The organism is Pedobacter gandavensis, from assembly GCF_032677645.1.
Classification (GTDB): domain Bacteria; phylum Bacteroidota; class Bacteroidia; order Sphingobacteriales; family Sphingobacteriaceae; genus Pedobacter; species Pedobacter gandavensis_A.
The window spans coordinates 16,776-38,788 of sequence record NZ_JAVTSB010000015.1 but is presented as its reverse complement, the minus strand read 5'-3'; the positions used below and the strand labels follow the sequence as shown (position 1 = coordinate 38,788).

Below are 22,013 nucleotides of genomic sequence, written 5' to 3'. Positions count from 1 at the left end.
CTCTAAAAGCCCTTGGAAGGGAGTAGAAATTAAAATCCGAGATATAGAATCTATATTTATTTCGAAGTACATTTTGGAGATATTGAGGATTTCCATGTCCCAGCAAGATTCTACTAAGAATTAACTTGATCTCCTTCTCTTCTGTTAATGAAAACTGATTTTTTCCCTTCATTTTGCTGTGATTGGTCAATTCGACCTAAGCATATTTGTAAAAATCGAAGAAATCTGCCAATAGATCGTTGTCTATTTTGTCTTTGTTCGGAACAATGATATTCAGTATCATTTCTTTAATATCTAAATCATCTTTAATCCAAAATACCTGATTATTACTCATGCACACATTAATGAAATCCTGAAGTTGTTGAGATGAAAATTCTTCATACTGAGAGAGTTTAATCAGAGTTTGCCTTGCGCCTGAGAATGAGCCTTTTCTACCAAGCTCTGAGATAAGTAACTCTTTCTCATATTCAGAAGCGATTTTTATGCTCGGAAAGTTTTCTTTAAAAAAATCTGAAATTCTGCGATAACAATAAAGTTTTGTGTGCTTTTTATCCTTCCATTCAGTCAACAGGTAACTGTTAAAGTTATCTGCGACGATTTCGGAATAAAAGTCTTTGTCATCAGAAATGAAATATAAATCTTCCTTTTCAGGTAAAAAGGCAATCAATGTTTCCCAGTTCAAAGCATCTCCGTAAGACTTATTTTTTCCCGGAGGTTTACCTAGATCGAACCTAAGTTTCGCAAGGTTAATCAACGTTTTATCGGTTTCATAGTACTGTGCAGTTGAGAAAAGCTCTTCAATAAGCTTGTCAGCTGCGAGCTGTTTGCCTAATACATCTTTCATTAGTTTCTCTAAAAGCTTTGCCTTGCTTTCATCAAACTGTTTGATGGCATCCTTCATCTTTTTAAACTCAGGATAATCTTTACTCATCTGTGGAAACTGGTTGGTAAGTTTTTCCTCCCTGAATCTTTTAATCGCATCTGCAATTTTGACCTCACGATTTCTATTAAACTCATCAAAGGTTTGTTCCGGTAAGTGTAATGTTATTTCTTGTGTTTTTTTTACCAGAACAAGTAACTTTTTGAGCTCTTCCAGATCATCGCTGCTCAAATGATAAAAGGTCAAATAAGCATTGGTGTCAATATAAAGGTGTATCATAATTAAGGTCGTTAATCCTGTGTCAAGTTAGTAAAAATCAATCTTGTTTTTGATTTCATTTTTAAATCAAGTGTAATTTGTTTTCGCACTTCAAGGTTAGCTTTTACTTGATAATATGCCTCAAAAATTGCATTTTCAAATACAGAAATAAACCTTATGACCAGGAAATATGATGGCGCTCTCAAAAATAAGGAAAGGACTAAGCAAAAATTACTTGATGCTGTAGGTGAAATCATCAAGAAGGATGGGTATGCTGCACTTAAATTAAAAAATATAGAAGCAGTTGCAGGGGTGGATCGAAAGCTTTTATATGATTATTTCGGCTCTATAAACAACTTAGTCGAGTCTTACATTCGGCAAAAGGATTTCTATATGGGGTTAGCTGATAAGGCCAGAGAACTTGTTAAAGAGAATGAAGGCGATTTCGGAAATAAGATGATTCAAAAAATTCTAATTGACCAACTGGATTGTTTTATTGATGATGACTATCTGCAACAGATTGTACTATGGCATATTAGTGAACCTAGTTCTCTACTTACTGAAATTTCTGAGGAAAGAGAAAAGGTAAGCCGGATATTTGTGGAATTAACCGATCCGCATTTTGAAGGTACGGATGTAGACATCAGGGCTAGGCTTGCGTTAATTGCTGCTGGGATATATTTCTTAGTCCTTTATGCAAAAAAGACGGATGTTCTTTTTTGTGGGATAGATATGAATTCGACAGATGGTATAGATCGGATAAAAAAAACTATTTCAAGTTTGACTGAAGAAGCTTATTCACTGGCTGATCGGCAGAAAAAGGGTGATTAAAAAGCAGAAGGCGAACTGGGACTTGTTTTTTGTCAAGTAAAATTAACACCTTTAGGCAATCAGCTGTACAGCAGCCAGAGCAGAAAACAAAACGGGTAAATAAGCATAGAAATAAATGGATGTAATTAGATCGCTGGCAATTTTTGTGCTCGCAGGGCTTTGTGAAATAGGTGGTGGTTACCTCATGTGGTTATGGCTGAAGGAAGGAAAACCTTTGTGGTATGGGTTGATCGGAGCAGTGATACTGGCTGCGTATGGAGTCGTGGCTACCTGGCAAACGGCTAACTTTGGAAGGGTCTATGCCACTTATGGCGGAGTTTTTATCGTCCTGGCACTATTATGGGCATGGAAAATCGATGGCTTTAAGCCGGACAAGTGGGATGTCATTGGTGCATCGATTGCGCTTATTGGCGCAAGTATTATTATCTACATGCCTAGAAATGCCTAAGTAGTTAACGATTTCACCAGATTAAATTAAAAGGTGTATGAATGTATAAAGCTGGGACTAACCCGGCTTTATACATTCTGTTATTAATTAAAATAAGCTTTTACAGCTTTAACTTTATACCTCCGTTTACGACAAAGCCATCAACTGGTGCATAGATATCTCTGAATACAGGGCTGGTGATACTTCCCGTGTAAATGCTGTCAAATTTGGTTTGACGGGTATCACTAAAATTCTCAAAGTTTATGAAAATAGAGAAGCGTTCCCATAGCTTTTCTGCCATGAATCCGGTTGTCCAGTAGCTTTTACCCGTAGCACCATCATTAAGCTTTTGTTTGCTGAAGTAGTAGGCCTCCAGACCTATTTTCCATTGATCTTCTATTTCATACATCAGCACGTTGTTCAAACGGTGTTTTGAAACCAGCGGGTATGTGGTGCTGGAGCTTCCTGTGTGCTGATTCACATCAGCTAGGGTATAACCGATGAACAGCTTAAAGTCACTATAGGTAATCTTGGCATTGGTCTCCATTCCTTTGGTATTCAGATTGCCATTAGGTTGTACATATGCCAAATTACCACCAGTTGCGGCAGCTAATAAAATAGGATTGTTTATACGGGTGTAAAAGAACATGTGGTTGATGCTGAATCCTACATTGCCATCAAAAAGCGATGTGCGATAATTTACATCATAATTGGCTCCATAAGAACGCTCAGCTTTTGTGTTAGCTACATCAATCGGCAATACGTTTCTGAATTGGATACGCTCGGCGTCTTCTGTAAATACAGTAGGTGCTTTGTAACCTAATCCACCACCTAAGCGGGTTGAGAAATGTTCGTTGATCTTCCATAAACCAGATATCTTAGGTAAGAAAAAGAACCCGTATTCATTATGATAGTCCCCTCGAATACCGGATTCAACGCTGAATTTTTCAGATAGGTTCCATGTGTTTTGTGCAAAGACGCCAATTGTATTATAGTTGTAGTTTCTTAAGGCAGTTGAATTATTTTGATCTTCCTTAAAGTTGTCTGTCAGAAAATTAACACCTAATACCCAGTCTGCTTTTTCTCCATTACGGCTATAATTGGCTTCGCTATAGGTAGAGACCTGTACTCCGGAAAAAAGATAGTTTGGTAGACCAATCGTTCGGTCGTAATAACTTACGGAATTACGGAGTGTCAACTTTTGGTTTTCATCTATTTTGTGATCAAGCTCGATCTGTGAACTGTAGCGACCCGTTTTGTTTTCTTCAAAATAGGAATGACTTGCGTTGCCATTTCCTTTTACGTATTCCAGGTCACCCCCAATCCTTTTTTCAGTCGTGGCATTGATTCCCGCAGAGAGGGTGGTAGCTTCATTAAAGTAGAAGAATAGTTTCGGGTTTAAAGTAAAGCGGTCGAACTTGGGAATTGCAGTTAAGCCAACATCCGAAGGATCGTATGCTGTTCCCTTATTGTAGGCACCGTAAACTGTAATTCCAATTTTATCAAATTTTTGCGCATAGAAACCGCTTGCATCTAATCCAAGTGCCGAGGTTCCGTTCAGTAGGAAATTAAGCTGACGTTCTTCAGTTGGTTTTTTAGAAACCAGATTCACAAGCCCTGCAATGGCACCACCACCATAGAGGGTTGAAGATGATCCCTTGATCACCTCAACCTGTTGTAAGTCCAGCGGTGCGATCTGTAACAAACCTAAACCACCAGAGAAACCGGAATACAATGGAAATCCGTCCCGTATGATCTGGGTATATTTGCCGTCCAATCCCTGGATACGTATGGCTGCGTTACCACTAGTAGCGGAAGTTTGTTGGGTTTGTATGCCAGTGCTTTCTGCTAGCAGCATACGGATGTCACCAGGTTTCATGTTTCCTTTTTCGTCCAGTTCTTCTCCGGCAATTACTTCTACACGGGTTGGGATGTTGTCGATGGTGCGGCTGCTCCTGGTAGCCGAAACGATCACCTCTTCCAGTTCTTCATCCTCTTTTGCTTCTTCCAGTAAAATGGTAACAATAGTAGTTTCGGCAAGCGGAAAGGTTAAGGTATCGGTTTTTGTCTGAAAGCCAACATAGCTGTATTGAATAACCTGTTTGCCCGAAGGGATGTTACTTAGTGTCACCAGCCCATTAGGATCGGATACTGCGTTTATATTGGTGTTTAAAATCTTTACTGTTGCACCTGGCAACGGTTTATTCTTTTCTGCGTCCTTGATGACGGCTTTGTATGTATTTTGGGCAAAGGCAGAGACGGTTGATACCAGTATTGCCGCAAGCACAATCAATTTCTTCATGATGTGATCTGATAATTAATGATTTCGATAAATGCGTCCTTACAGGACGTGTAAGCAATATTATTTAAGAAAGCTTAGGTGGTTGCCAGATGGTTACCGAAATGGTGGGCAGTTCTATAGGAATGTAAACGAAATTGTGCTGTACTGGCTTTAACGAGGTGGCAAAAACAATTATCTGTTGGATGGTAACAGTAAAACCCACACATGTGCCGCATACGTAAAACGGCGAACAGTCTTTGCAGCAATTATCATCTTGTTCATTACAGCTCTTTTCTTCCTTTTGCTCAGTTTGATGTGCGTGACCTTCACTCTCCTGCAAGGCACAGCATGGTATTGTAGTTAATACAAGTACAAAGACCGATAAAAATAGCGCAATGGATTTCACGCTGTAAAAGTAGGTAATTCAGATCAATTACTTTTAAAGGTAGAGAACAAGAAATTTTGCTAGATCTGAAAATGCGAGCTTCGGCCTTGCATTTATATGCTTTCGGAAAAACTATATAATATTTTTATGTCTTTAACGCGTTGTATTTCAAGAGCAGGGCATTATACTTATTCTCTAGCTCAGCATATTTTTCCGCATTACGTTCACTGGTTAACTGACTTTTTTCCAAGAGAGCGGTATATTTCCTTTGTAACTCTAAATAAGCCTTACTTTCTTTTTGTGCTAGTTCAATGGCATTATCAGGTTGAAAATTTAAGATTTCCGGATATTGCATTGAGAAATCATGACTAATTGCCTTTGCATACTTGGCCATGATTTTGAAATCTAAAAACTCCTGTTTGATATGGGCGTAGAAAGTGTTTTCCTTATAAGAAGCGCGTTCTGCTGCATCCTTATTACTCAACCCACTTTGCGATACGGCTATATACAAGCTCTTTCCTCTTCCCTTCAAATCTTTAATATTTATAGACCTCGATTTCATTCTTGCTAAAATAAGGCTATATAACTTCAATTTATATTTGAAATATAGTTTGATTTTAATTGAAAAAACTTATATTTGATAATATTAAAAGTTTGAAAATGCGAATTTTATAAAGTTTAAATTTAAAAATTTAGTAGTTGAACACTTGGTGTTCTAATGGTGTAATTTAAAGAGTCTCACTTCCACTCGTCTGACAATAAAAATCGAACGTGAGAACGATAGATTATGCCTGCATTGCTTAATTATGCTAACTTAGCGTCATTAAGGATGTGGGCGCTATCGTTTATGCAGAGTTCGAAGGCGTCAGACCCGGTGGAATAAAGCAATACGGAGCGCCCCTCCTTATTTCATATATGAGGCTCGTAAACGATACGAGCTATGGAAGTACAAAAAAGAATACATTATATTTATTACGCTATTCACTATATAAAAGTGTATAGAAAGGGTGTATTTTTTGAAATTTTTCGTGGCATAAGTCCATTCGATAAGTTGTTTTCTTTAAAGCCCAAAAACCCAATCTAAATATCGGTATTACAAAGCGGGCGACCTTATTCCTTGTAGGAAGGGGTTAGTGTCGCCTTGCTTTGTCTTTTTCAAATATGCTCCCGTAAACCTTAACGAACTTGGAAAATGACCGAATATATTAACCTTTCTGAACCAGTACTGATTTGTTTGCTCAAAACAAATGATGCCCTTGCCTTTCAAGAACTTGCAAAAAGGCAATTTAGATCTTTGCGTGAAAGACAAGCTGCGGAGGTAGATAAATCGCCCGAGTTACTTGCTGTAATGTCATATGCGATACAAAAAATATGGGATAATCGTCATGAGTTTGATGAAAGGGTAGGGCTATATCCGCAATTATTAAATGTGATCATTCAAAGGTTCTTCGAGGTTCTTTTGGAGAGTGACAAAATAGAGGAACATTTATTTGCACTTGGTGAATATTTGAAAAAGGGGAGGAACGACTTAAATTATTCAAACCATCATGGAATTAGCTAAAACATATTATACGCAAGAGCAAATCATTCAAGGTTTGATTATGAAAGATAAACTTGCTTTGGAGGTGCTGTACAATAACTATAGTGGTAAGTTGTATGGAATAATTGCGGCGGTGTTTGAAAGTCATGAGGCCAGAATTTCGGTGCTTCAAAAGGCTATTCTTAAAGTGTGGATAGATTCTGATCATTTTGACTCGGAAAAAGAGAAGTTTTTTATTTGGATCTTAAAGGTTGTCCGTGACTGTATTATGGAAGAAATTAGGCTTTCAAATACTGATTCTCAACCAATTTACGGTGATGGTCAGTTATCTGATATTATAAATCCTTGTGATTACTCCGTTTTCTATAAGGTTTTTTTCTTTGGCACTCCAACCCATGAAGTCGCAGAAGAATTATCCTTAACCAGTTCCGATGTCCACAAATGCCTCTACAGAGCCATGCAAAATCTTAAAGTACATTTTGCTCAATCAACTGATCAATGAAAACGGCATTTATATATTACGCAAATATTGATATACCACAACCGTATGCCAGAGTAGACTATTTTTTTAGGACTAAAAATCAACCCCCTTAGTTTTGAATGGTTTAAAAATTAGGTTAACACTTTTTAACCATGCACCGTCCCTGCCGAGAATGTGAATGCATGGTATGGGTGGAAACCATACCTGAAATGGGTATGGCACTCCGCTCGTTATTTCACCTGGCAGGGACGGATAGCGGGTTTGGGGTCCATGCTCATTTGAGGTCACCAAATCCGTTACATAATTCAATCGTAAACTAAATTATGTACGGCAATGCAAACTACATACAAATCCCTAATCAGTTTGGGAGAAATTAAGACTGACCCTGATGCCTTTACGGTGGTTTGGTTTGGTAATGTATGTATACACACGATTATAGTAGCGTACTATGTCAATTACTTATTCAAGAAGAAATACAGGTTTCTGGAAATCTTATTTGAGAATATTGTTAAGCCACCAGTTTAGTTCTAAAATGATAGAATCATCCCCCTAAACATTTCTTGATCAACTAAACTCATTAACATGAAAAAATTAACGATATACATCGTCATGGCCGTGCTTTGCCTAAATTTTAAAGTTAAAGCGCAAATACCCCTTACTTTGAAAGGGAAGATTATAGACGAAAATAAATTACCCATTGTAGGTGCCAATGTTAGAATAAAGGGAAAAAATCTCTATGCGACCACTAGCAAAGAAGGGGCATTTTTAATCAGTAATGTGGAGCTTGGTGCAACACTTATAATAACAAGCGTTGGCCGCATTACAAAGGAGGTTACAAATATTCAGCGCCTCAATCTTGGCGAAATTCTTCTTGAATCAGATAATAATGAACTGAAAGAGGTGGCAATTGTCAGTACTGGTTATCAGAGTATGCCCAAAGAAAGAGCAACAGGCTCTTTTGCGCAACCTGTCAAAGAAGCTTTTGAAAGTAGAGTTTCTACCGATGTGTTGAGTAAGTTGAATGGCATTACTTCCGGTTTGGTTTTTAATTCCAATACTGGCAATACCATTAATGGCCAGTTTGATATTAACATAAGGGGTCGAAGCACGATAAGAGCCAATGATCAGCCATTGATCATAGTGGACAACTTTCCTTACAGTGGCGACATCAATAATATAAATCCCAATGATGTAGTTTCAGTTACAGTTTTGAAAGATGCTGCGGCATCCTCTGTTTGGGGAGTAAAGGCCGGAAATGGTGTAATTGTCATTACGACAAAAAAGGGCAAGGTCAATCAACAGTTGAAAGTTTCATTGAACTCAAATTTTACCATAGCTAATAAGCCTGATTTATTTTATAATCCTAATTTTTTATCATCCCCCAATTACATCGAGGTAGAAAAGTTCCTTTATGATAAAGGGAAGTATACCACCGCACTTTCTGATGTGATTAATTACCCTGCTATCTCCCCGGCGGTTGAGATAATGGCAAACAATGGTAGGCTATCCTCAGCAGACTCACTAGCAGCAATTAATCGCCTAAAAAATATTGATGTTAGAAATCAGAACGGTGGATATTTCTACAGAAAAGCAGTTACACAGCAATATGCCATCAATTTGAGCGGAGGAACTGAAAAAGTAACTTATTATGTCTCATCCGGTCTGGATAGAAGTTTACGAAGTTTGATAAGTAATGATAATCAGCGGATAACTATAAACACGTTAAATACATTCAAAACACTGGAAAATCTGGAATTATCTGCCGGATTTTACTATACTCAGTCAGAGGCAAATTCTGATAATACTTTAAATTCAATTTTAGGTCAGCAGTCAACTTATTACCCGTACATACAATACGCAGACCTCAATAGTAATCCCTTGGCCATTACCAGAAGTTACAGGGATAGTTATATTGCTTCCGCACCTTCCAAAGGATTTCTAGATTGGACTTACGTTCCGTTAAATGAAATTGGACTTACTGAAAATAGGAGCAAATCAACTGACTCAAGAATAGTCACAGGCTTAAAATACGATCTTTTAAAAGGGTTAAGCTTTGATCTAAAATACCAGTATCAAAAATCAGCCACAGAGAGAAAGGTATTTCAGAATGAAGACTCCTACTATTCAAGAAATCTGATCAATCAGTTTTCAGTAGTGTCAAATGACCGTGTAGTAGATTACAACGTACCAATTGGTGGAATATTAAACTATCAGAACGGTGATATTATATCTCAAAATTTTAGGGCGCAGTTTAACTTGGTTAAAACACTCGGTAATCATGATATCTCATTCCTAACAGGCTATGAAGTTAGCCAGTCATCGACTGATGTAAAGGGAGGGGCAATGTATGGGTATGATGATAACTTAGCTACTTATGGCCTTGTTAACTACAATGAATATTATGATGTAAATCCCTCAGGTGGAGCAAACATACCTGATGGAATCATAATAAGAGGAACTTTAGAGCGGTTAAGATCTGCCTATGCTATAGGCTCTTATGCTTATAAGCAGAGATATATTTTCACAGGAAGCGCGAGAATAGATGGTTCCAATTATTTCGGAGTTGCAACCAATCAAAAATCTGTCCCCTTATGGTCAGTAGGAGGGAAATGGAATGTTTCTGCTGAAAAATTTTACCAACTCAAATGGCTACCACAGTTAAACCTTTCCATGACGTACGGGTACAATGGTAATCTTGACAGGTCAACAACCGGAATAACAACTTTTTATAGATTGTCTTCCGCAAAATATACCAGAATCGGTTATGCTGAAATAGGAAGTGTTGGAAATCCTGATTTAAGGTGGGAAAGGATAAGTCAGACAAAATTGGGTTTGGACTTCGCATCCAATGATAACAGGCTGACAGGAAGTTTTGAATATTTTTTCAAAAAAGGGGTTGACCTGATAGGCAGTACTCAACTAGCTCCTAATACAGGGATAGTGAATTTCAACGGGAATTTTGCCGAAATGAAAGGCAAAGGTTTCGATCTAAGTTTAAATTCCAGAAACATCATTGGAAAATTTGGGTGGCTGACCTCAATGTTAATTAGTCAAGCCACTGATAAGGTTACGAAGTATGATGTTAAAGCATCCAATAGCCAGTTGGTAGGTTCAGATGGTTTAAACGGCAGATCAATAGTTCCGATAGTTGGAAAACCTGTGTATAGTGTATTTAGTTTGCCCTGGGCTGGGCTTGATCCTGATAATGGTGATCCGTTGGGTTTTGTAAATGGTGTGAGAAGTAAGGATTATACAGCCTTGAACGCTACAGAATTATCAGCTCTAAAATATAATGGTTCAGCACGTCCGACCCTTTTTGGAGGGTTATCGAATACCTTTAGTTACGCTAATCTAGCATTAACTATAAATATCAGTTTCAAATTTAATTATTACTTCCGGCAACCGTCCGTTAGTTACACCGATCTTTATCAAAACAGCATCCAAGGTAACGCCGATTATAGCAATCGTTGGATGAAACCGGGGGATGAATTGACCACGAATGTACCTTCAGGTGTATACCCTGCAAATTCCGCCAGAGATAAATTTTACGCCAATTCCTCTATTCGGGTAGAGAAAGGCGATCATATAAGATTACAGGATATTGGTTTAAGCTACACTTTAAGAAAATCCAATTTCCCTTTTATTCCTGTAAATGATATTCAGCTTTATGCCTACATGAATAATATTGGTATTCTTTGGAAGGCCACAAATAGCAATCTTGACCCCGATTTCATTCCCGGATCAAATACAACCACAATTTTCCCGAGCCCCAAAACATTCGCACTAGGGCTGAAAATCAACTTATAATCTATGTAATCATGAGAAATCAAAATTCATTTCACAAAAAGCTAATACACATCTTGTGTTTTGTTCTGGTCTTAATTTTAAATCAAGCTTGTAAAAAGGGGTGGTTGGAAGCGAAACCGGATAAATTATTAACCATCCCTACAACCATTCAGGATTATCAGGCAATATTAGACAACACGGATGTGTTTAATACTAACTATCCGGGCTTAAATGAGGTCTGTTCTGATAACTACTTTGTCACTTTAGCAAATTGGCAGGGTAGCGGTAGTACTTTGGAACGAAATAATTATATATGGTCAAAAGACCTTTATGGTGGCGATACTTATAATCCAGATTGGGACGAAAGCTATAGGAAAATATTATATGCCAATCTGGTAATTGAGGGAATAAGTAAAATTACCACCACAGATCAAAATTTAAAGAATTGGGGCAATGTAAAAGGAAGTGCTTTATTCTATCGGGCATTCAGCTACTTTAATCTTTCCCAATTGTTTTGTAAACCCTATCAGGAAAATAGTGCTAACAATGATTTGGGGCTTCAGATGCGTTTATCATCAAATGTTAATGAGCAAGTTGGGCGAACAAGTGTTAAAGCAACATATCAGCAGATCGTCACAGACTTAAATAATGCGCTTGAATTACTCCCATTAAAATCAACCTATTTAACAAGGCCATCGAAGAATGCCGTTTATGCGCTGTTAGCTAGAATTTACCTGTCTATGGGCGACTTTGATAGTGCCTTAAAGAGTTCAAATGCCTCTCTTGGCATTTCCGAGCTTCTAATAGATTACAATACACTTAAACCAACCGTAGCACTTCCCTTTTCGAGGTTCAATGCTGAAGTGATATTTCACAGCGAAGCAGCCACGTACAGAATTATAAGCAGAACGAACTTTAATGTTGACACTGAATTATATAAGGCGTACGAAATAAATGATCTGCGCAAATCGCTATACTTTACCCTCTCTGGATCGGATGCAAAGTTTAAAGGTAATTACAGTGGTTCCAATGTTTTCTTTAATGGCCTTGCAGTTGATGAAATGCTGCTGATCCGCTCAGAGTGTCTGGCGAGGAAAGATAAAGTTGATGAGGCTATGGTCGACTTAAATTTATTACTCAAAACAAGATGGAAGAAAAACCCTGATGGAAGTAGTACTTATATTAATAAAACTGCTTCAAACACCATCGCAGCCATCAAAATAATTTTGGAGGAAAGAAGAAAGGAATTGTTGTTTCGGGAGTTGAGGTGGACTGACCTAAGAAGGCTAAATATAGATCCTAACTATGCAATTACTTTAAAAAGAACCCTGGACGGGCAGACACATAACCTTGTACCAAATGATATAAAATACACCCTTTCCATACCACCTGATGAAATTAGACTAAGTGGAATTGAGCAGAATAAACGGGATTAATTTAAAAAAAAATAAATCATGGAAAATATACGTCAAAACAAAGTTCTTATACTTACGATAGTTTTGCTGTTTAATTGCTTTGCCTTTAATAACCTTGTATCAGCACAAAAATATGCTCCTGCAAATGTTAAAATAAGTGGGGTATTAAAATCTAATCACAAGGACTCTATTGAGCTGATTTACAAAGACTGTAAGTTCGCATTTGGAGAATCTTTAGTACTGCGGGAAAGAAAACAAATTAATGCGATTTCTGATGATGGGAAGTTTAAATTTGAAATAAAAACGAAGAATCCTGTTTATGTGTCTCTTGTATATAAATCAAATAATGGTGCTAAAATACAACTGTTTACTTCCTATTTAGCAGAGCGGGGAGATGATATTAACGTGGTTGTTACTACTGATAGCCGCAATAGTAATTTTAGCATTCAGAGTCTTATGTTTAAGGGAAAAGGGGCAGGAAAATATACCTGTCAATACCTGATAGATCAAAATGAGAAGAATAATCTGGGCGACTGGCAAAAACGACCAAATTCCATGATTGAGAAGGGGTTACTTGAGGGATTAAAACATGCCATTTCCTTTGTTACAGTTCTTGATCATGGTAATGGTACTATTCTTCAAAAGAATAAATCAAGTATGAGTGATTTCGCCTTTGATTTGGTCAGAGTGAATCTGTATTCAAAAAAAATGTTTAAAATATATAAACAGTTATATATAAAACGTAAGCAAATTCATGCACTAAATTCAGGAGATAAAGGGAAGTTTTTAAAGTGGTATTTGGAAGAAATTAGATCAAAGGTTGGATTTCCGAATAGAGTACTTCCGCTTTCTATGTTTTATACCTCATTCTTACTACGTCAGTTCCAATTTGAGAATCTGGCATTAAATGATAAAGGGAAATGGATAAGGATCAACAATATCACAGACCGAAAGTTAAAGGAGCGGTTGTTGACGGAATATATTCTTACTGATTTTACAGAAATTACTGATCAAAAAATGGCTATTGAGGCCGCTTTAAAAAGTATTTCAGATAAGGACTATATTGAGCTGATAAAAACTACAGCTAATACTCAAAGTAAAGGAAGCAATGTTTTTGATTTCTCATTGCCTGATAGTAGTGGCCGTTTTATCAAACTTAGTCAGTTTTTGGGTAAGGTTGTTTTTCTTGATTTTTGGTTCACTGGGTGTGCTGGATGTGGTAGTTATCACAAATTGATTCTTTCAAAGGTTGAGAAAGCGTTTGAAAAGGATAGTACTGTGGTGTTTATCACGATATCCGTTGATAAAAATAAAGAAAAATGGATAAAAAGTGTTAATGAAGGGGAGTACACATCATTGTCAGCTATTAATTTATATACAAACGGTTTGGGTGTAAACCACCCCATAATTAATCACTTTGCTGTTACTTCTTATCCAAGACCAATAATTATAGATAAGAAGGGAAAGCTATTCAATAATACAGAAAGTGATTTACGAAGTTCAGTGGAGAGGTTGTCCGCTCTTCTGTTGGAAGCAAAACGTTCAAACTAATAAAAGGGCTGTTTTTACAGCCCTTCCTTATTTAATTACCATCATAGGTGCCGATGGCATCGGTAGTGGAAACTTTTGATCCATCTGGGTGAGCTCCCTCTGATAATGTTCCAGAATGATTCCATAAAGCACTACAAGCAGCCGCAGGTAGGCTCTCACAAGCACCATCTGGTCTGTACTGATAATCAAGAGGGTCATTGCTTTGAACACCAGTCGTGTTATAGAATTTTTGTGGAGCAAATTTAGCATTTGCATTTTCAGAACTTTTGAAAGCACTGAATCCGATAGCCATAGCGCCTACTGATAAGCCTAAAGCTAGTTTTTTAAGGTTGTTCATGTTGTTACGTTTAAAATTTAAGATTTGGTTTGCTAAGTTTAACCGCACTTATGGCTAAGGCTATAAAGACCAGATTGAACCATAAATGTTGTCCCCAGCTTAATTTTTCAATAATCAAATTACAATGACAAGGCAATTTCTCTTTCCAGAGCAGCATACTCAGAATGTAGACCGTAAATAGAATCATTAAACCTGTAAATCCATAAAGGCCCCATTGATGTGTCTTAGGGACAATTAATAATATGGACACCAGTATTTCTAAAATAGGTACAGCCCAGGCAATAAGGATTGCGTAAGAACTAATGATTGACACTTTAGACAAGCCTTTGGCAAATCTGTTATGATCAATTATTTTTTCATAAGCCGAAAACAGAAATAAAAAAGTACAGATAAGACATATACTCAATACTAGCCATTCTTTAAAACTGTCATTAAACCTAAATGATCTATTACGCTCGGTTATACTTTCCATAGATGTAAAATTGATTTGTCATTCAATTGATTTTGTGACTACCGTCACTGGCGGGTACGTGACCCACTGATCATAATTTTTACTCTTTGTCACAGCACTCCTTTCTTTAAAATTGAATTGCAGTGAATAATACCATTCACCGTAAGATTAAAGTTGAGGAACTTGTGCTTGGGAAAATCACATATTTGAGGCAAAAAAAAGCCACAAATGTGGTATTTCAATCGCACATTTGTGGCCTTTTTAATGTTTTCTAAGTCTTCTAAGTGTTTCTAGACTGATCTTGTGAAATTGGGCAATGTGTTGTATTTCCGCTAGATTGTAGATGTTGGGATGCGCTTGCTCCAAACGTTTTACCCTATGTCTGGCGGAGAACCTAAAATCCTCTTCATATTCATAACGAAGTTTATCATAATGACTTCTTATGTTTTCAGTAAGCGGTTCTATCTCTGGAAAATCGGATTTCATCTTTAAGAATTCCTCGAATTGTATGCCGACAAAGTGGGTGTCTTCAAGAAGCTTTATATAGCTTGGCGATGGTTCTCTTCCGAATAAGCCTGGGGTTGTGTAGGGGAAATCTTTTTCAAACCAGAATTTAGTTGCTGTCTCTTCCAATGTAGCCGGATTTACAAATAGCTCTACTGCTGAACCTTTATAGATGAAAAGCCCTGAATCCTGAATCTGTTTGTAGTTCAATACCCGGCTCCCTTTTCTATAGGTTATTTCATATAGTTTTTCAAGCAATTTTAACTTGAAACGTGTTGAAATCAGGGGGTAGTACTTTTCAAGTTCCTCTATCAAAAGTTGAAAGGCTGGATTGATCATAGCTTATACTTTTTGTACCTAAGAAAAGCGGATAATAAATAGGCTGATTAGTGAGACTGTTTTCCAATCTTCTTCAGGTTTCGTTAATTATTTGCAGCAATTAACAACTAAAATATTAGTATTACGCATGACATCACTTGGCTGTAAGTATGTAACTTTTATTGAAAAGCTGCCTTTATCGTACTTATGGGTGTGATTATACATGACAAAAATAAATTTTATATTTTCTCACATTTTGGTGATATTTACTTTAATTGTAACGCAATCCTCTCACGCTCTGCTCACTAAACTTTTTATTGATAGGTGAATCAGCTTTGGCATTGCATGTTTAACCAAAACGGGATATACTTTGATAGGCGATTTTATTCAGTTAAATGCTTTTACTGTAGCAGCGGCGGAGCTTGGCAAAATTTGCTGCGGGGAAGAGAAGTATCATAATGAAGAGGCGACAATAAGGGGTATTTGGGACGAATTTTTAGTTGATCTTGAAAAACGTATAGAAGAGCAAGACACCTATGATAAATTATCAATTTTTATCAGAATTGCTCAAAGCAACCTTACGGTGTTTGCAGACAAGCTTTATAAGCTCTATACCAATTTGGAGCCATGCAAAGAAAGTTGCCATTTAGAGATAAAAGATTTTTTATATCAAATCGCTATAGAGGTTAAGGAGACTTTAGAAACCCTATACACTAAATATGCCGAGCATTTTGAAATGAACGCGGATATTCCATATTGGATTATTTACGTCAATAAAAAAGCGATAGCATACCAGAATCGCATTAAACATAATCTTGAATTAAGAAAGGTTGAGCCTGAATTAATACAGATTGTCGATAGTTACCTTAACTGTTTGCATGTTCCTGGAGATTCTAAAATTAAAAGTTGGAGACAATTTTTCTATTTGCAAAACCTTTCCAATGATATTTTGACTTATATAGAAACCTCCAGATCTGAAACAGATACATTAAAGCTGATTAAAATTCTCATTGGATGCAATTTCAATCCCCTTGTTTTTTACGAATTTATGTTGGACTATTCTGTCCGGCTCGTTAGTGCAGATATGCCTTATGAAGAGCAGGAAATGGAATTGCTTATATTTTTAAGGACAATAGAAAATGTTAGACCAGAACGTAAAAACGGGTATAATATTGAGGTGCCATCGATACAGGAATCTGTTTGCAGCTATCTTCAGCGGGAGCTTGCGACAGTGGCAAAGATGAAAGATGTTTTGATGCCTTACACCATAAACGGATCAAACGGCCGTACCTCAAATTACTACTTTGAAGTAGCTACAACTATTGAGGAATTGTTTTTCTTAATGAGGGTGATGTTGGAAGTACGTTTTATAAAAACAAAGTTTAAAGCCAATCTATACAGTTTTGTTTCAAGACATATTAGAACAGACCGTTCAAAAAGTCCATCAGCTCAATACATGAGAAACATATTTGGGCCAAATAAAGAAGTGCCTTCCAGAATTATACGAAAGATAAGGGGATGGTTAATGACAATGATTAATTATATCGATACGCACTTTGGAGGTCAATTAAAAATATGGTTTATTGGTGCCCTTAGCTACTCGTTCATTTTCGATGTGATTTTAAACTAATTGCATTTTTACAACGAATTTATTTCTTATCAATTAGTAAAATGCTTACATGAAACTGTCATGTAAATATGCCTTTTTATGTACTTAACCTACTGATTTTGCAATGCCTTACACTTTGATCATGTAAGCTATGTCACTTTTCGGTGAAATCTATTTATCACATTTTGATTTCAATTTACACTGAAAGCAATTATTATGATTAAAGATTTAGCAGAATTGCTCTTTAAAGAAGAGCGTCTGGAACTTGATGCGATTGATAATTCTTCTGATCAGAGCATTACAGGCCAGAGAAAAGCCAGGGTTGAAACTACTTCAAACTATTTAATCCAGCTCAAAGAACGAGTCCTTAACTATTCATTCGCTTCTAAAGAGGAAGAGATTTGTTTTTTTAAAGAGACAAAACCAAAATTTAGTAGCCTTTTGATCTTCTATAGCAATATAGAACGTATTGAAATTGACAAACCGGAGGGGAGCCTTTCCCATTTAAAAGGTTATTACGAGAACGAACTGAAAACTATTAAAAGATTTTTCGATAGCAATCGGCAAGTTTACGCCTATTATCGGTCAGAGGCAGATTATTTAGATAGTAAACTATTTCTTAGAGGCGTTGCAGATCCACCAAGATGGTTGTGTAAAATTCGTGTTGACCAGGATGAAAGATTTTCCACCGCAGGAGATTATATGTTTGCCCGTATCATGGCAACTGAACAAATTGCCCGATACCTTGAAAACGCTGTAACTGGTTTAGATTTTCACCCTTTTGCCGAAAATGACATTGAAACAAACTGGACTGGCGAGAGCATAAATTTGCTCGAAGTCGCTTACGGCGTTTATTATACCGGGCAGATTAATCAGGGTAAAATTGGAATAGGGGAGTTGGTCAGAAAGTTTGAAAAAGTATTTAATGTTAGCATGGGAAGACCTTACCGGAGGTTCGCTGAAATAAAACAACGCAAAAGGTTAAGCCGAACTCAATATTTGGACAACATGATAAAGTCTATTAACAAAAAGATTGATGATGACGATGCTTATCATCCTGATGACAATAAAAAACACGCATAAAAACCCTTTAATGGGCGGATAATTTAAAGTTTATTTATAGCCACTACCCAACTGGTTGTCAATTAAAAATTGCCAGTCAGACAAAATTTGCTTTTGAACCCGGTGCAATAAAGCACTGGGGCTAAAGCAAATTTTATGTTAGCACAATTCACCTGGGCACAGTTTCTTGTAGCCGCCGCAGTACTCACACTCGTCTGGTATTGTTTAGTCATTCTTCTTTTTTACCGCAAAGAGTTAAAATCCTTTTTAAATGGAAAGCCCACTCAGAGTAAAGCAATAGAACCGCTTCCACACCACTGGGATCAGCAGGTTGATCAGTTTGAACAGGAAGCTGAGGATTATCTGATGGGCAAATCGAAAATGCCCGAAGGGGTTTCGGTTATAAGTGCAGAGGAAATAGGCTTTGCAGATGCTAAACCCCAACAGCTTGGCCTTGTAGCTGATGTATTGGAAGAGATCAAAACCATCTTTGGCATTCTTGTTAAAGAGGACGGAAACAAATATGATTTCGTAAATCTTATGCAATCAGTCAGGGAAAGTTATCCGAAGATAGCTTCCCATCCCAACCTTGACCAAATCAACGATTTTATTATCTCAAATGCGTCTTTCCACATCACCAGGGAAGAATTGGATACCCTATGGTACTGATCTGATTACACTTCAATTTTTCATTATCAAAATATTAAATCTATGCAGAATCAATTCGTAACACATAAAAAACAAACTCTAGCCAAATGCCTGCTGATGGTATTTACACTATGCCTGTATAATATCCTGTCCATTCTCCCTGCATTCGCGCAATCAGCCGATGGCGAGGCAGGTATTCAGGCTGCCGCCGATAAGGTTGCAGGGTATTTCGACACAGGATGCACATTGATGTATGCCATTGGTGCTGTTATGGGGATCATAGGAGCCATTAAGGTATTTAATAAATGGAACGCGGGGGAACCTGATACCAGCAAGGTGGCTTCAGCATGGTTTGGCTCCTGTATTTTCCTGGTCGTGGTCGCTACAATTCTTAAATCTTTTTTCGGGGTCTGATCATGGCGAGTGTCTATCAAATCAACAAAGGAGTATGCAAACCTATCATGTTTAAAGGTCTTAAAGCCCAGTACATCGCTTATTTAGCTATTGGGCTTGTCTTACTCTTACTCGGCTTTGCAGCAGGATATGTTGCTGGGATGAGCTTATTCCTATTAATGCCCCTGATTCTTGCTTTAGGGTCGGTTCTATTTATCCTGGTCTTTCGCTTAAGCCACAAATACGGTGAACATGGCCTGATGAAATTCCTTGCTAAACGCAACTTACCCGACCATTTGAAGTTCCGCTCCAGGCGGCTTTTTACTCAACTAAAGCAACATTAATCATGGTAGAAGCATTAAATATTTTTCCAATCTATAAGGTTGAGCATGATTGTATACTTTCAATGGCGGGAGATATTACCATTGTCTATAAAGCAACGCTTCCTGAAATTTTCACGCTTTCAGAAAGGGATTATGAAACCTACCATCAATCCTGGGTCAGGGCAATCAAGCTACTTCCTCAGCATAGTGTGTTTCATAAACAGGATTGGTTCCTTGAAAGCAAGTATAAAGCTGATTTTGAAAAAAATAATCAAGGTTTCCTGTCCAGGTCAAGTGAGCAGTTCTTTAATGAACGTCCTTACCTGCAACATGAGTGTTTCATTTATCTAACCAAAAAACCTGCTGGCAGAAAGCTTTCATCTTCTGTGTACAGCAATATATGCCGGAAAACAATTGTGCCAACCCAGACCATTGATCCGAAGCTGTTTAAAGAATTTACCAACGCAACGGGACAATTTGAGCGCATCATGACCGATAGCGGTTTTTGTGCTTTGCAAAGACTCACTGATGATGATCTCGCTGGAAATGCAAATAAGCCTGGAATCATCGAACGCTATTGTTTTCTCTTAGGTAAGGATGAAATGTCTGTGATACGAGATATTCACATTAAAGATGAAATCCGTGTTGGAGATAAACATGTAGAATTATATACACTTTCCGATACCGAAGACCTGCCTTCTTTGTGTGGTAGCAGAATAAACTATGACAAATACAGTACTGATCGTACAAAGTTCAGCATCGGGTTTGCCAGTCCTTTAGGGTTATTAGTGAATTGTAACCACATTTTCAACCAGTACATCTTTCTTGATGATGCGCAAAAGACCATCAAACGGCTGGAAGCAAAAAAGCTACGCCTCCATTCTTTATCTTCTTATTCAAGAGAAAACGCAATTAACAGGGATGCGGTGAACGATTTTATCAATGAAGCCATTGCTTCAGGAAAATTACCTGTAAAAGCGCATTTTAATGTGGTGGCATGGTCAGAGGATCAAACTAAGGTTAAAGATTTAAAAAACCTCATCAGTTCGGCAATGTCGCAAATGGATGCTACAGCGAAACAAGAAACCGATGGTCAGGCACAAATATGGTTTGCCGGATTACCGGGTAACCAGAGCGACTTTCCGATGAATGATAGCTTTGATACCTTCCTGGAACAAGCCAGTTGCCTTTTTAACTTAGAAACCAATTACACGTCAAGTTTAAGTACTTATGGTATTCGTTTCGGTGATCGCCTTACGGGGAAACCTGTTCACGTAGACATCAGTAATGAACCTTATGATTTGGGATGGATCAATAACAGGTCGAAATTTTGCCTCGGGGGAAGCGGGTCTGGGAAGAGCTTTTTATTAAATCACATGCTGAGAAGCTATTACGAACAAGGTTCTCATATCGTAGTGATGGACATTGGACATAGCTATCGGGGCTTATGTGAGCTTGTTGAGGGGTACTACTTTACTTACACACAAGAAGACCCTATCAAATTCAACCCTTTTTATTTGTCTGAAGGTGACGTAATGGATACTGAAATGCGAGAAAGCATCAAGACATTATTACTGGCACTTTGGAAAAAAGACGATGAACCATATACCAGATCAGAATATATTGCCATTTCCAACGCACTTACGTTATACCTGGCACATTTAGAAAAAAATCCAGACATATTTCCCTGCTTCAATACCTTCTATGAGTTTCTGATGGAAGAGTACATGCAGGTATTGGAAAACGGAAAGGTAAAGGAGAAAGACTTCGATATCGGAAATTTTCTGTTCGTTCTTAACCCTTATTACCGGGGAGGAGAATTTGACTATTTATTGAATGCGACTGAGAATCTGGATATGCTCCACGAGCGCATGATCATCTTTGAACTGGACAATTTGAAGGATCATCCTATCCTATTTCCCGTCACCGTGATGGTGATCATGCAACTCGTGATTTCAAAAATGCGCAAGCTCAAAGGTATCCGTAAAATAATGCTGATTGAAGAGTGCTGGAAGGCAATCGCAAAGCCAGGAACAGCCGAATATATCCGTTATTTATTTAAAACCATGCGCAAATTTTATGGGGAACCTATTGTTGTGACCCAGGAGATAGAGGATATCATCAGTTCACCAATCGTGAAAAATGCCATCATCAATAACAGTGATTGTAAGATCCTGCTGGACCAGAGCAAATACGAGAACAAGTTTGACATCATTCAGGAGCTTCTGGGGTTGACGGAGAAGGAAAAAGCGCAGGTGCTTTCACTCAATAAAGCAAATGATCCGAACAGGAAATACAAAGAGGTATTCATCTCATTGGGAAACGGGCATTCAAAAGTCTATCGAACAGAAGTTTCACTCGAAGAATACCTCGCGTACAGCACAGAAGAACGGGAAAAAATACAGGTGCAAGCGTATGCCCAAAAATACGGAAGTACCCAAAAAGGTATAGCTGTACTTGCGGAGGAGATCAGAGCTGGAAAGCGACTGTAAAACCTGAATGTCCCCTGTAAATCTCAAATAATCAATGAAAC

General features: G+C 37.6%; 20 protein-coding genes. 14 read left to right on the top strand and 6 right to left on the bottom strand.

Annotated elements, in window-relative coordinates:
- Positions 1 to 196: 196 nt before the first annotated feature.
- Entirely contained in the window at positions 197 to 1,159 is a 963-nt protein-coding gene (locus R2Q66_RS22060; protein WP_316753317.1) for a PIN domain-containing protein, read from the bottom strand.
- A 156-nt stretch (positions 1,160 to 1,315) separates the two neighbouring features.
- Here R2Q66_RS22060 and R2Q66_RS22055 point away from each other — a divergent pair, with 156 nt between their 5' ends.
- Together R2Q66_RS22055 and R2Q66_RS22050 are read left to right on the top strand one after the other, a co-directional pair.
- The gene (locus R2Q66_RS22055) at positions 1,316 to 1,969 is read left to right on the top strand and encodes a TetR/AcrR family transcriptional regulator (RefSeq protein ID WP_316753315.1); all 654 of its coding nucleotides are present in this window, start codon (positions 1,316 to 1,318) and stop codon (positions 1,967 to 1,969) included.
- A gap of 115 nt (positions 1,970 to 2,084) precedes the next feature.
- A complete protein-coding gene (locus tag R2Q66_RS22050) occupies positions 2,085 to 2,417 on the top strand; it encodes a YnfA family protein (RefSeq protein ID WP_316753313.1) in 333 nt (110 codons plus the stop codon).
- Between the two features lie 100 nt (positions 2,418 to 2,517).
- On the opposite strand, the gene R2Q66_RS22045 is transcribed toward R2Q66_RS22050, so the two are convergent.
- Together R2Q66_RS22045 and R2Q66_RS22040 are read right to left on the bottom strand one after the other, a co-directional pair.
- Positions 2,518 to 4,698: a TonB-dependent receptor gene (locus R2Q66_RS22045; RefSeq protein ID WP_316753311.1), complete on the bottom strand. Its 2,181-nt coding sequence runs from the start codon at positions 4,696 to 4,698 to the stop codon at positions 2,518 to 2,520.
- 509 nt (positions 4,699 to 5,207) lie between these two features.
- Positions 5,208 to 5,594: a hypothetical protein gene (locus R2Q66_RS22040; RefSeq protein WP_316753309.1), complete on the bottom strand. Its 387-nt coding sequence runs from the start codon at positions 5,592 to 5,594 to the stop codon at positions 5,208 to 5,210.
- Positions 5,595 to 6,254: 660 nt separating this feature from the next.
- Between R2Q66_RS22040 and R2Q66_RS22035 the strand changes: the two genes are divergently transcribed.
- The 6 genes from R2Q66_RS22035 to R2Q66_RS22010 all read left to right on the top strand — a co-directional run bounded on the left by R2Q66_RS22035 (position 6,255) and on the right by R2Q66_RS22010 (position 13,835).
- Positions 6,255 to 6,623, top strand: coding sequence for a hypothetical protein (locus R2Q66_RS22035; RefSeq protein ID WP_316753307.1), 369 nt, complete (start codon positions 6,255 to 6,257; stop codon positions 6,621 to 6,623).
- A complete protein-coding gene (locus R2Q66_RS22030; RefSeq protein ID WP_316753305.1) occupies positions 6,610 to 7,104 on the top strand; it encodes a hypothetical protein in 495 nt (164 codons plus the stop codon). Before R2Q66_RS22035 ends, R2Q66_RS22030 begins: the two co-directional genes overlap by 14 nt.
- 312 nt (positions 7,105 to 7,416) lie before the next feature.
- Positions 7,417 to 7,608 (top strand): hypothetical protein, encoded by a 192-nt coding sequence (locus tag R2Q66_RS22025; protein WP_316753303.1) that lies wholly within the window; start codon positions 7,417 to 7,419, stop codon positions 7,606 to 7,608.
- A 57-nt stretch (positions 7,609 to 7,665) separates the two neighbouring features.
- The gene (locus tag R2Q66_RS22020) at positions 7,666 to 10,890 is read left to right on the top strand and encodes a SusC/RagA family TonB-linked outer membrane protein (protein ID WP_316753301.1); all 3,225 of its coding nucleotides are present in this window, start codon (positions 7,666 to 7,668) and stop codon (positions 10,888 to 10,890) included.
- An 11-nt stretch (positions 10,891 to 10,901) separates the two neighbouring features.
- On the top strand, positions 10,902 to 12,305 hold the full coding sequence (locus tag R2Q66_RS22015; RefSeq protein WP_316753299.1) for a RagB/SusD family nutrient uptake outer membrane protein: 1,404 nt from the start codon (positions 10,902 to 10,904) through the stop codon (positions 12,303 to 12,305).
- An 18-nt stretch (positions 12,306 to 12,323) separates the two neighbouring features.
- Entirely contained in the window at positions 12,324 to 13,835 is a 1,512-nt protein-coding gene (locus R2Q66_RS22010) for a TlpA disulfide reductase family protein (protein ID WP_316753297.1), read from the top strand.
- A 31-nt stretch (positions 13,836 to 13,866) separates the two neighbouring features.
- On the opposite strand, the gene R2Q66_RS22005 is transcribed toward R2Q66_RS22010, so the two are convergent.
- From R2Q66_RS22005 to R2Q66_RS21995, 3 genes are all read right to left on the bottom strand, one after another.
- Positions 13,867 to 14,172 (bottom strand): hypothetical protein, encoded by a 306-nt coding sequence (locus R2Q66_RS22005; RefSeq protein WP_316753294.1) that lies wholly within the window; start codon positions 14,170 to 14,172, stop codon positions 13,867 to 13,869.
- 10 nt (positions 14,173 to 14,182) lie between these two features.
- The gene (locus tag R2Q66_RS22000) at positions 14,183 to 14,644 is read right to left on the bottom strand and encodes a MauE/DoxX family redox-associated membrane protein (RefSeq protein ID WP_316753292.1); all 462 of its coding nucleotides are present in this window, start codon (positions 14,642 to 14,644) and stop codon (positions 14,183 to 14,185) included.
- Positions 14,645 to 14,884: 240 nt separating this feature from the next.
- Positions 14,885 to 15,466, bottom strand: coding sequence for a hypothetical protein (locus tag R2Q66_RS21995; protein ID WP_316753290.1), 582 nt, complete (start codon positions 15,464 to 15,466; stop codon positions 14,885 to 14,887).
- Positions 15,467 to 15,815: 349 nt separating this feature from the next.
- On the opposite strand from R2Q66_RS21995, the gene R2Q66_RS21990 reads away from it, so the two are divergent.
- The 6 genes from R2Q66_RS21990 (at position 15,816) to R2Q66_RS21965 (ending at position 21,972) form a co-directional block, all read left to right on the top strand.
- Positions 15,816 to 17,075, top strand: coding sequence for a hypothetical protein (locus R2Q66_RS21990; RefSeq protein WP_316753288.1), 1,260 nt, complete (start codon positions 15,816 to 15,818; stop codon positions 17,073 to 17,075).
- Positions 17,076 to 17,270: 195 nt separating this feature from the next.
- Complete coding sequence (locus tag R2Q66_RS21985; protein WP_316753286.1) at positions 17,271 to 18,137, top strand: RteC domain-containing protein; 867 nt, start codon at positions 17,271 to 17,273, stop codon at positions 18,135 to 18,137.
- 135 nt (positions 18,138 to 18,272) lie between these two features.
- Positions 18,273 to 18,785, top strand: a complete 513-nt coding sequence (locus tag R2Q66_RS21980; protein WP_316753284.1) for a hypothetical protein — start codon at positions 18,273 to 18,275, stop codon at positions 18,783 to 18,785.
- A 42-nt stretch (positions 18,786 to 18,827) separates the two neighbouring features.
- Entirely contained in the window at positions 18,828 to 19,178 is a 351-nt protein-coding gene (locus R2Q66_RS21975) for a DUF4134 domain-containing protein (RefSeq protein ID WP_316753282.1), read from the top strand.
- 47 nt (positions 19,179 to 19,225) lie between these two features.
- Positions 19,226 to 19,501 (top strand): DUF4133 domain-containing protein, encoded by a 276-nt coding sequence (locus R2Q66_RS21970; protein WP_410479445.1) that lies wholly within the window; start codon positions 19,226 to 19,228, stop codon positions 19,499 to 19,501.
- Positions 19,502 to 19,503: 2 nt separating this feature from the next.
- Positions 19,504 to 21,972 (top strand): TraG family conjugative transposon ATPase, encoded by a 2,469-nt coding sequence (locus tag R2Q66_RS21965; protein WP_316753279.1) that lies wholly within the window; start codon positions 19,504 to 19,506, stop codon positions 21,970 to 21,972.
- The last annotated feature ends 41 nt before the right edge of the window (positions 21,973 to 22,013 follow it).